Origin of the sequence: Citrobacter sp. 21OH12SH02A-Citro, assembly GCF_027919895.1 — a bacterium.
Classification (GTDB): Bacteria; Pseudomonadota; Gammaproteobacteria; order Enterobacterales; family Enterobacteriaceae; genus Citrobacter; species Citrobacter braakii.
Genome location: NZ_CP114801.1, coordinates 1,652,513 through 1,664,007 on the forward strand (window position 1 = coordinate 1,652,513; position 11,495 = coordinate 1,664,007).

The 11,495-nt window shown below is 51.3% G+C and carries 9 protein-coding genes; 1 reads left to right on the plus strand and 8 read right to left on the minus strand.

All coding sequences use genetic code 11. The features are described from left to right. The 8 genes from O6D90_RS07890 to O6D90_RS07925 form a co-directional block, all read right to left on the minus strand. On the minus strand, window positions 1-1,026 hold the full coding sequence (locus tag O6D90_RS07890) for an ABC transporter permease (RefSeq protein WP_016153752.1): 1,026 nt from the start codon (window positions 1,024-1,026) through the stop codon (window positions 1-3). Beyond that, window positions 1,026-2,120 carry a microcin C ABC transporter permease YejB gene (locus O6D90_RS07895; RefSeq protein ID WP_016153751.1) on the minus strand — a complete coding sequence of 365 codons (1,095 nt, stop codon included), beginning with the start codon at window positions 2,118-2,120 and terminating at the stop codon, window positions 1,026-1,028. Before O6D90_RS07895 ends, O6D90_RS07890 begins: the two co-directional genes overlap by 1 nt. Continuing rightward, window positions 2,121-3,935, minus strand: coding sequence for an extracellular solute-binding protein (locus O6D90_RS07900; RefSeq protein WP_016156998.1), 1,815 nt, complete (start codon window positions 3,933-3,935; stop codon window positions 2,121-2,123). Between the two features lie 99 nt (window positions 3,936-4,034). Next, entirely contained in the window at window positions 4,035-5,594 is a 1,560-nt protein-coding gene (locus O6D90_RS07905; RefSeq protein ID WP_016156997.1) for a cyclic di-GMP phosphodiesterase, read from the minus strand. Between the two features lie 171 nt (window positions 5,595-5,765). Further along, window positions 5,766-6,335, minus strand: coding sequence for a bifunctional murein DD-endopeptidase/murein LD-carboxypeptidase (gene mepS / locus O6D90_RS07910; protein WP_003027474.1), 570 nt, complete (start codon window positions 6,333-6,335; stop codon window positions 5,766-5,768). A gap of 413 nt (window positions 6,336-6,748) precedes the next feature. Then, window positions 6,749-7,462 carry a phosphatase PAP2 family protein gene (locus O6D90_RS07915; protein WP_019077242.1) on the minus strand — a complete coding sequence of 238 codons (714 nt, stop codon included), beginning with the start codon at window positions 7,460-7,462 and terminating at the stop codon, window positions 6,749-6,751. 35 nt (window positions 7,463-7,497) lie between these two features. Further along, the gene (locus O6D90_RS07920) at window positions 7,498-8,484 is read right to left on the minus strand and encodes a CobW family GTP-binding protein (protein ID WP_016156996.1); all 987 of its coding nucleotides are present in this window, start codon (window positions 8,482-8,484) and stop codon (window positions 7,498-7,500) included. Between the two features lie 119 nt (window positions 8,485-8,603). Then, the gene (locus O6D90_RS07925; protein ID WP_016156995.1) at window positions 8,604-10,070 is read right to left on the minus strand and encodes a mannitol dehydrogenase family protein; all 1,467 of its coding nucleotides are present in this window, start codon (window positions 10,068-10,070) and stop codon (window positions 8,604-8,606) included. 202 nt (window positions 10,071-10,272) lie between these two features. On the opposite strand from O6D90_RS07925, the gene uxuA reads away from it, so the two are divergent. After that, entirely contained in the window at window positions 10,273-11,463 is a 1,191-nt protein-coding gene (gene uxuA, locus O6D90_RS07930) for a mannonate dehydratase (protein WP_065554080.1), read from the plus strand. Window positions 11,464-11,495: the final 32 nt, after the last annotated feature.

Here is an 11,495-nt window from a genome sequence, read left to right on the forward strand (position 1 = left end):
TTAAATCGCCTTGTTGGGATCGAACGCGTCGCGTACCGCTTCACCAATAAATATCAGTAGCGATAATAGCAGGGCAACGGAGATGAACGCGGTGATACCAAGCCACGGTGCCTGCAGGTTGTTTTTACCCTGTAACAGGAGTTCTCCCAGCGATGGCGAGCCAAGCGGTAAGCCAAAGCCAAGAAAATCCAGCGAGGTCAGAGTGGTGATCGAGGCGCATAATATAAACGGTAAAAAGGTCAGGGCGGCGACCATCGCATTGGGCAGCATATGGCGCAGAATAATACTGCGATCGCTCACGCCGAGCGCCTGAGCGGCACGAATGTAATCAAAGTTTCGGGTACGTAAAAATTCCGCGCGTACCACGCCAACCAGGCTCATCCAGCCAAACAGCACGGTAATGCCCAGTAGCCACCAGAAGTTTGGCTGGACCACGCTCGACAGCAGTATGATCAAAAACAGCGTTGGCATACCTGACCAAACCTCAATGAATCGTTGCCCCCACAAATCCACCTTGCCGCCATAATAGCCCTGGATTGCGCCAGCCATGATCCCCATCACGCTGGAGCACAGGGTTAGCATTAATCCGAACAGGACAGAAATACGTGTGCCGTAGAGGATCCGTGCCAGCACATCACCACCGTTGGCGTCCGTTCCCAGCCAGTTTTGTGCAGAAGGCGGGGAAGGGAAGGGCTTATCAGTGGCAAAGTTAATGCTGGTGGCTCCAAAGCGTATCGGCGCCCACAGGATCCAGCCCCGGTTTTCCAGGCGCTGCTGTAACCACGGATCCTGATAATCAGCCTGGGTCGCCAATGGTCCGCCGAAGTCGCTTTCACTGTAGTTTTTGAACAGGGGGAAATACCAGCTACTGTCGTAGCGCACCAGTAGCGGCTTATCATTGGCAATCAGTTCTGAACACAGGCTAAGGCCGAAGAGCAGTAGAAAGATCCACAGCGACCAATAGCCGCGACGGTTATGGCGAAAACGCGCCCAGCGGGCCTGATTGACGGGGCTTAATCGCGACATTAGCGTCCCTCAAAATCAATACGGGGATCGACCAGCGTATAGCTGATGTCGCTGAGGATATTCAGCAGCAGACCGATCAGGGTGAAGATATAGAGCGTGCCAAACATTACCGGGTAGTCACGTGATACGGTGGATTCATAACCCAGTAGTCCCAGACCGTTAAGCGAAAACATCACTTCAATCAGCAGCGAACCGGTAAAAAACATGCTGATAAATGTTGCCGGGAAGCCAGCGATTACCAGCAACATGGCATTGCGAAACACATGTTTCCACAGAATGTTTTTCTCGCTGACCCCTTTGGCGCGCGCGGTGACGACATACTGTTTGCGTACCTCATCCAGAAATGAGTTTTTGGTCAGCATGGTTAGCGCGGCAAACCCCCCAACCACCGTCGCCAGCACGGGCAGGGTAATATGCCAAAGGTAGTCGGTCACTTTCTGATACCAGGGCAGGGAATCAAAATTGGCGGAAACCAGTCCGCGAAGCGGGAACAGGTCGTAATAGCTGCCCCCGGCAAAAAAGACGATCAGTAAAATCGCAAACAAAAAGGCCGGTATGGCATAGCCAATAATAATGAATGCGCTGCTCCAGACATCAAATCGGCTGCCGTTGTGAACGGCTTTGCGGATCCCAAGCGGTATCGACACCAGATAGATAATGAGCGTACTCCATAGCCCCAGCGTGACGGAAACAGGCAGGCTGTCTTTGATAAGCGTCAGCACTGAGGCGCTACGAAACAGACTGTCGCCGAAATCGAAACGAATATAGTCCCAGAGCATTTTGAAATAACGCTCATGAATGGGCTTATCGAACCCGTAACGGCGAGTGATTTCGGCGATCACTTCCGGGTCAAGACCACGGCCACCTCGGTAATTACTGTCGCTGATATTGCCGACGCCGGTTTGCGCGTGGCTGGCGCGAATGCCTTCACTACCCGCGCCGGGTAATGCCCCGCTTTGCCCGAACTCAATGGCGGCGACGGCCTGCTCAACCGGACCACCGGGGGCAATCTGCACGATAAAAAAGTTGATGGTGATGATGGCCCAAAGCGTTGGGATCACCAGTAGCAGACGTCGAATCAGATAAGCGCCCATTTATTCTCCCTGCCGTCTGGCTGCTGGCAGTTTCGCCGCTTTGTTAACGTCGTACCACCAGTTGTCGAGACCAATGGTATAAATGGGGCGAATAGCTGGATGCGAAAACTTATCCCACCAGGCGATGCGATCCTCTGCCATAAACCACATCGGCAACATGTAGTAGTTCCAGGTTAATACCCTGTCCAGTGCCCGACCGAGTGGGATTAGTTTGGCTTTATCACCCTGCGCCGCGATGATTTGGTTGATCAGTTTATCAATCACCGGGCTTTGCACGCCCGGGGCGTTATAGCTGGAGTCAATATATTCAGAGGCCCAGAGAATTTGCAGGTCCGAACTTGGCCACGGCATTGCGCGATACAATCTCGGCATCATGTCATAGTCACGACTGCGCAGCCGGTTTGTGATTTGTGAGTTATCAACCTGGCGGATGTTCATTGTAATGCCTAAGCGCTGCAGGTTGTGCTGGAACGGCAGCACCCACTGGCTGTTACTGCCCGCCGGGAGCAACAGTTCAAAGCTCAGGGGTTTACCGTTGGCGCTGTTTACGCGCTGTTGTCCCTTAAGTACCCATCCGGCCTGCTCCAGTAAGGCATCGGCTTTCAACAGGTTGTCACGATCGTAGCCATCGCCTTTTGATTTCGGCGGCTGATAAATTTGGCTGAAGACCTCAGGAGGGAGATCTTTTTTCAAGGGCGCAAGTATCACCAGTTCATCCGCATCGGGGTAATTTTTAGCGGCATACTCGGTATTCTGAAAATAGCTGTTGGTCCGACTCCAGGCGTTATAGAACAGAGCTTTATTCATCCATTCAAAATCAAATGCCAGGGTGATGGCTTCTCGCACCCGTCGGTCGCTGAACACCGGGCGCTGAATATTAAACGCCAGCCAACGCGTATCCTGGGCGGATTCGTTTTTTTGCTCATCTTTGATGATGTAATGATTCGAGAAATTTTTACCGGTATAACGTGTCGCCCAGTTTTTAGCATCGTTTTCAAGACGCAGGTCAAACGCCCCGGCCTTAAACGCTTCAAAGGCGACGTTGTCATCCAGATAGTAGTCGTAGCGGATGGTATCAAAGTTCCAGCGGCCACGGTTGACGGGCAGATTAGCGGCCCAATAATCGTTGACGCGCGAATAGACAATGTACTGACCCATCTTCCATTTCGTGATGCTATAAGGACCGCTGGCGAGCGGAGGCGATGATAAGGGATCGCTGAGCTTATGATCTTTCCAGTACTTCTCTGGCATCACGGGTAATGAAAACAGGCTGAGCATGTCCTCTTTACCCGGTTTGGCTAATTCAATACGTACAGTTAATGGCGCGATCGCTTTTACCGTTGTTCCCTTGTAGACCAGGCGAAATTGCGGCACGCCTTCAGTCATAAATTTGTGGAAGGTGAATGCGACATCGCTGGCGGTAATGGGGGAGCCATCGTGAAAACGCGCTCGCGGATTGATGGCGATTTCTACCCAGGAATAGTCATCAGCATAGCGTGCGCTGTCGGCGATGAGCGGATAATAGCTGCCAGGTTCATCGTCAGAGGTAGTAAACAGCGTATCGTAAAGCGTTTCGGTACGTGCTCCGGGGTTACCGCGCATCGCATAGCGGTTGAAGTTATCGAATGTGCCGATGGCGGAGAGGGTGATTTGCCCGCCTTTGGGGGCCGCAGGGTTGACGTAATCAAAGTGATTAAAGTTAAACGCGTACTTCGGTTCGCCCAGTACGGCAAAAGCATAGCTTTCTTTGATGGACTGCGCCTCGGCGCTAAACCCGATAAGGGCGATAAACAGCAGCAATACGCGAGGGATCATTAAAAGCGATTTCCTTTTCCTGCCACAACCCGACGGGCATCATGCCTGAAAGATAAGGGATGTGGCGGCGAGTGAGAGTATATGATTCGCATACTGCGATCACCACGTCGGCTTATTGGGCTGCGCCATCCAACGCACGAAATCAGCAAGTTTTAATGGTCGGCTAATCCAGTATCCCTGGAAAAAATGCACCCCACGATCGCGCAGCCAACGGGCTTGCTCAGGCGTTTCAACCCCTTCAGCCACCGTCAGCATATTAAGACGCTTAGAGAGTGTCAACACGGCGTCCAGAACCGGAGAGGTCAGGGTCTCTGTTCCAATGGCGTTAATAAACCCGCGATCGATTTTCAGGTAGTCAACGGTAAAGCGTTCCAGATAAATCAGCGCGCTATGACCGGTGCCAAAATCATCAATGGCAATTTCAAAACCTGCGGAATGAAGCCATTCAAAAAGCTTTGTGGCCTCGTGTTGATTAAGCATATCCCGTTCGGTGATCTCCAGCACCATCTGGAAATGGTTTGCGGGAAGCGAGGCCTGCAGGTGATGAATGTCGTCTTTAAACGTCTCGCCGTGCAGATGCGTTGGCGCGATATTGATCCCCAATTTTGCACCAGCGGGTAACACTTTTTGCAGCATCGGTGCGTCCTGGGCTATCAACTTAAAGAGATGCTGGGTCAGCGGGACAATCATTTTCTGGGATTCGGCGTAGTGAATAAAAGCATCCGGTGGGATCTCACCCGTTGTCGGATGATTCCAGCGTAATAACACCTCTACACCTTTCACCTCCAGTGTCTGCACCTCAACGACGGGCTGGTACACCACATAAAACTGGTTATGTTTGATAGCGTTGAGGATATCTTTGCCCGGACGTAAACGGATGGTGTAGATGTAGTACCAGAGAAGAAGTGCAGCAATAATCCCCGCCATGCATCCCAACATAATCGAATACCAGATGTCGGTATAGGTCCACTCATCGGCATATAAACGAATCTGTAGCGGAATACCTTCCAGGGTCGCCTGCCGCCAGTGAGAGTGGGGCAGAGCGGAGGCATCAATAATCCGTGATGAAAATGTTGAAATCGCGTTATCACCGACGACTATGGCAATACCGTTAAAATCATCCTGTCGGGCGGTATAAAGCAGATAAGGGGCCAGATTAATATTCAGTGAGGTAAACACGCCGCTATCAGTGAACGATGGGTTCCGGTGCCAAATCATTATCGCCGGCTTGTTCGGCATCATGGGCGTACCGGGGAGTAATTCCACATCAATATTTCTGCTGATATCGAGGCTTGGGACCAGATCTAAAATCGGGGTGAACATTGCGCCCGTTGCGGAGGAGCAGAAAGCAATGCCGTTTTTGACCAGTAAAAATGCGCGAACGTTGAGGCTAAAGGCCGCGCTGGAGGTCAGTTGAGCAGCGACTTGTTGGCAACTGTTGGCGACCAGTGGCTGAAGGTCATCTGTGGTGGATTTGAGATCGGCGAAGTAGCTGCTGACATAATTCTGGATATCGGAAAGGAGCGTGTCGTACTTAATGTCTCGTTTATGCCAGGTCACGAAAAATTGCAGGGTACTCACCAGGAGCGCGACGATAAGCCCCGTTAACATACAGGAAAGCAGGATTTTCTGATTGGATGAAGAGGAGCGTTTAAACATAGTTCCTTATGTTTACCTGAGTTAACCGCTTATTCTGTATGAATATAACCTGAAATGACTCACCTTGTGAGATTTTTCTTAGTCACAAGACAAAGCAAAAAAAAGCACCGCCGAAGCAGTGCTTTTCAAAATGTCTCATCAGGATAGCCAAGGGATAGCTGCCAAACGAAATTAACTGCGGCTCAGGACCCGGCGAGCTTCGTTGTAACGTTTTTTCCAGTAAGGTTCGTTCATGCTGGAAATGATAACGCCGCTGCTGGTCGAGGCGTGTACGAACTGGTTGTTGCCGATATAAATACCGACGTGACGGCCAGTGGAGCCAGCACGGAACAGAACCAGATCGCCTGTGCGCAGGTTAGTGCGCGAAACGGATTTACCCGTTTCCTGTTGTTCGTAGGTTGAGCGAGGAAGCTCTAAACCAAATTGCTCGCGGAACGTACGTTGTACGAAGCTTGAACAATCAATGCCTTTTTTGGTGCTGCCGCCAAGGCGGTAACGCACGCCTTTCCAGTCAGCATACTGGTCCATAATACGTGATTTAACATCGATATTACGGACCATATTTTCAAATTCATCCTGAGAGGCTTGCAGTGAAGAGTTATCTCCATTGCCCACAGCATGCGTCTCAGAATGCATATTCCTGGCGGTGTTCGTTGTGCTACATGCAGAAAGCAGAACCGCAACTGCTATCGCGGGTATGCCCCGCAAGATATATCTCAAAATCGGTTGAGATTTGACCATTTTGTTTGTTTTCCCTTGAAGTCCTTAACGATAAATATCGTTATAAAAAATGCCAAACGTGACGAGACTAATTACCATCGCACGATGAGACAATTCTTTAAGGTCAAATCTGTGGCAGAACGCACAAATTTATTCCTGAAGAGAATAATTATCCCGCGAGGCAAAACGAGTTCGAGATTACCCGATCGGTCCGGTCATTGCGAGTGAATTTACGTGATTTCTTATAAGAAAAATTGATACAGAAAGTGAATAACCGGCATTGCCTAAATTAAGAACAATCGGGATAAAAAAGACGCAACCCAATCATTTTAAAGATGAATAAGATGACGGGAGAATGGCAGCCAGAATGATGAAATATCGACAAGCATCATCAGGGAATCAGAGTTTTCCCTGATGATGTTAATTACTGTGCGTTATTTGTTTAAAAAATGTTTGTTTTTACCGGGCAGATAATTCGCAAACAGAGTGACTAATCGGTCGCTTAACGGTGTCATTAGCCACCAGGGCAGACCAATCAAGACGACAGTCATGGAACCGATCACGATATCGGTGAGCCAGTGAGCGCCAATCATTATGCGTGGAAAGGCAAAAACCACAGCGATAATAAGGCCGATTATTCCGGCGACTTTTCCGAAATAACGCAGCATAAATGCGGAAAAAATAAGCAGCATCATACCGTGATCGCCGGGGAAACTGTCTCTGGACGCATCTTTAGTCGGAATATGCAGCAGTTCGCTGACGCGATAAATATTATCCAGCATCAGAGTAGGGCTGGCGCGTTTAACGGGAATAAGCGCCTGGCCTAACTGATTTAATACCACTGCGGTGAGCAGCATAACCAGGCCAATAGCGACAATGCGTCGGCGACCTTCCGACGTTTCTTTCAGCCAAAAATGCAGCATCAAGGCTCCCATTGCCAGCAATGAGCAACCATCAAATGCCCGGTTATTGGTAATAGCAACAATCCACAAGAACTGCGGGCTTTCCACCAGTTTCTGGTTAAAGAAGCGGAAAACGCCCGTATCCAATGAAGACCAGATCCCATGTCCGGCAGGAAGATACCAGGACAGAAACAGCGCCAGCCCCGCAATATTGAGTAGGAGAATAAGAGGGTATCGGGTTTTCATCATCGTTTACCATTGCTATAAAAACGAAGGCAACCTTACGCGTTAGCGTCTAAACGAAGTCTCAACAATGCACTCTGTAGCGTATTCCAGTCGGTCTCAGTATCGGCGATGAGTTCAATACGGCTATCCGGTGGCGCGACGTTTTGCGTCTCAATATGCCAGTCGTCTCCCTGGCGGTTAATGCGCACCAGCCCTTCCTTTATACGCATGACACCTTTCACGCGCCCCACGGGGGCAAGACGGGACCATTCCAGCAGACCGATGGTATCGAACACCGTATCGGCGTCAAAAATCCAACCGCAGGCCTGATGGCCCTGGCCGCTGTTCAGGCTGCGCCGCCAGCGCTGCTGTGACGGCAGACTCAATGCCGCCAGTCCCTTTTTGTCTGCATGGCTATGGGCGTGCTCTGCGCTTGCAGGAAGCTCTGCCAGGTTTAGTCGGGGTAAATCCAGTAACTGCCCGTCAATTTGCCCATGGTCGGCATGAACCAACTGGCGATTGGCACCGTAGTGTTGCCACCAGGTTTGCAAGGCGTTTTCGCTTTCCGCTGTGGCGCGGTCGGCTTTATTGGCAACAATGATATCTGCGGCGGCCAGCTGATCGCGGAAATTGTCATTGGCGACGCTTTTTTCATCCATTAACAGCCGGGGGTCAAGAATACAGAGGGTCGCGCGCAGATCGATCCACGGTTCGTAAACCGGTGCGGTGAGTAAATCCAGAATTTGTTTAGGGTGTCCGAGGCCAGTGGGTTCAATCAGCAATCGATCGGGTTTTCCCTGACGCAGCAGCGTATTGAGGCCAACCTGCATCGGTAGACCGTTAACGCAGCACATACAGCCGCCGGGGATCTCTTTTAGCAATGCGCCGCTGTCGGCTAACAGGGCGCCATCAATACCTACTTCACCAAACTCATTGACCAGCACGGCCCACTTCTCTGCGGGATCCTTGTTCGCCAATAGATGAAGAATAGAGGTGGTTTTGCCACTGCCGAGAAAACCAGTGATGAGATTGGTTTTAGTCACAATTACTCCAGAATCATAAATTACCGTAATGGCATTTAACAATCCTGGCGAAAAATGGGGAAAAAGAGAAGGGGGGAGGGGACGAAGACGTGCTTCGTCCTGTTTAATGGCAGAAATCGTTAATTTTTTAACGTTTCAATGACAGCCTGATGCGCACCGTATTGGGCAATACGTTGCCAGGCCTGTTGAATGGCCGCGACAAACTGCGGATTCAGTACGAGATCGGCGGCGAAAATCTCATGCAGAGAAAGCAGGGCGTTGACGCGTTCTGATTCAGTGCTCTGTGCCACCAGAGCGGCAATTTTCTCACTGAGCGGGTCACGAATATCAATCGTAGCGCCTGAATCATCCACACCGCTCACGTAGCGCATCCAGCCTGCGATGCCGAGCGCCAACAGCGGCCACTCGCTTTGACGTGCTAAATGCACGCGGATCCCTTCCAGCATTCGCTGGGGTAATTTCTGGCTACCATCCATCGCGATTTGCCAGGTTTTGTGTTTCAGCGCCGGGTTGGCAAAGCGGTCCAGTAGGCTTAAGGCATACTGGTTTAAATCAACATCAGTAATTTGCAGCGTGGGGGCCTGTTCGGTGAGCATCAGCCGGTAAGCGGCTTCACGAAATGCGCTATCCTGCATACAGTCGCTGATGTGCTGGAATCCGGCCAGATAGCCGAGATAAGCGAGAAACGAATGGCTGCCGTTCAGCATCCGCAGTTTCATTTGTTCCCACGGCAAGACGTTTTCAACCATCTGGACACCCGCAGATTCCCATTGCGGACGACCACAGACAAAGTTGTCTTCAATCACCCACTGAATAAACGGCTCGCAGCTGATTGCGCAAGGATCGGCAACGCCCAGCTCGTGGGCGATTTCAGCCAGCGACTCCTCGGTGGCGGCGGGAACAATCCGATCCACCATAGTACCCGGGAAACTGACGTGTTCCTGGATCCAGTGCGCCAGCTCAGGAGAGCGTTTTTCCGCCATCCCCAGTACGGCATTTTTTACCACATGGCCATTGTCCGGGATGTTATCGCAGGAGAGGACGGTAAATGGCTGCAGTCCACGTTCACGTCGGCGGTGCAGCGCTTCTACGATTATACCGGGGGCGGAGTGCGGTTCAGCCGGTGTCTGCAGATCGTGAATAATACGCGCATTAGAGAGATCTAACGAACCCGTCGCCGGATCGATGCAGTAGCCTTTTTCCGTGATGGTTAACGAGACAATCGCGACCTGAGGCTCGCAGAATTTTTCAATAATGGCCGCCAGCGAATCCAGCGTGGCGTTCAGGCATTCGTTAACGGCACCGATAACAATAGGCTGGTTGCCGTTAGCCCCTTTTTCTAACACGGTAAATAAATGATCCTGTTCGCGAAGCTGACGCATCAGCCGATCGCCACTGAACAGACTGATCTCGCAAATCCCCCAGTCTCCGCCCTGCGCATTCAGCACCCTGTCGGTTAATAACGCCTGATGGGCGCGGTGAAAAGCACCGAAACCAAAATGTACAATCCGCGTTTTTAATTGTTGGCGGTCGTACTGCGGCATCATGACATTTTCCGCCAGAGGCGCTGAGGCAATAGTTTTCATTAAATACACCTGATTAACCATTAATTAACAATGGCAGTATAAAGTTATATGACAGCAAATTGAATTGGTGTGCCTCATTTATCCGGGGAATGTGAGCTGGATCAATCAATGATAGGCCATCTGTTGAACATCCCCAGGATGGCTGTATGGTAGTCGTCATTCAGGTAGTTTAATTTGGTATAACAACTTGTGGGGTGAAACAATGGAACAAACCTGGCGTTGGTACGGACCTAACGATCCGGTATCGCTTGATGATGTGCGTCAGGCTGGCGCAACGGGTGTTGTGACCGCCTTGCACCACATTCCCAACGGTGAAGTGTGGCCGGTAGAAGAGATTCAACAGCGTCAGGCTATTCTGGCTGAAAAAGGGCTGACCTGGTCGGTGGTGGAAAGTATTCCTGTCCACGAAGATATCAAAACGCGTTCAGGCCAGTACCAAACGTGGATTGCCAATTATCAGCAGAGTATCCGTAATCTGGCGACCTGCGGCATCGATACCGTGTGCTATAACTTCATGCCGATCCTCGACTGGACGCGTACCGATCTCGAATATCAGCTGCCGGACGGCTCCAAAGCGCTACGTTTTGACCAGATTGCTTTTGCGGCCTTCGAACTGCATATTCTTCAGCGCCCAGGCGCCGCAGCGGATTACACCGCAGAAGAACAACGCCAGGCGCTGAATTACTTCAATGCTATGAACGATGCCGATATCGAAAAGCTGACCCGCAATATCATTGCCGGCCTGCCCGGTGCGGAAGAGGGCTATACGCTGGATCAGTTCCGTGCGCGTCTCGCTGAATATGACGGCATCAGCAAAGACGATCTGCGCGATAATATGGCGGTATTCCTGCGGGCGATTGTGCCTGTGGCGGAAGAAGTCGGCGTGCGTCTGGCTGTCCACCCTGACGATCCGCCGCGTCCGATCCTCGGCCTGCCGCGCATTGTTTCGACTATCGAAGATATGCAGTGGCTGAAAGAAACCGTCGACAGCATCAATAACGGTTTCACCATGTGCACCGGTTCCTACGGCGTGCGCGCCGATAACGATCTGGTGAAAATGATCGAAACCTTTGGCGATCGAATCCACTTCACGCATCTGCGCTCCACCTGCCGTGAAGATAACCCGAAAACCTTCCACGAAGGTGCGCACCTGCAAGGCGATGTGGATATGGTATCGGTGGTTGCTGCCATCCTGAGCGAAGAACAGCGCCGTAAAAAGGCGGGCGATTTGCGTCCTATCCCGATGCGTCCGGATCACGGACACCAGATGCTTGACGACCTGCACAAGAAAACCAACCCAGGCTACTCCGCGATTGGTCGCCTGAAAGGGCTGGCGGAAGTTCGCGGCGTTGAACTGGCGTTAAAACAAACGCAGTTCCGCGATCTGCTGTAAGGTTAACAACAGGGATTGTGCCGCAGGCGCGA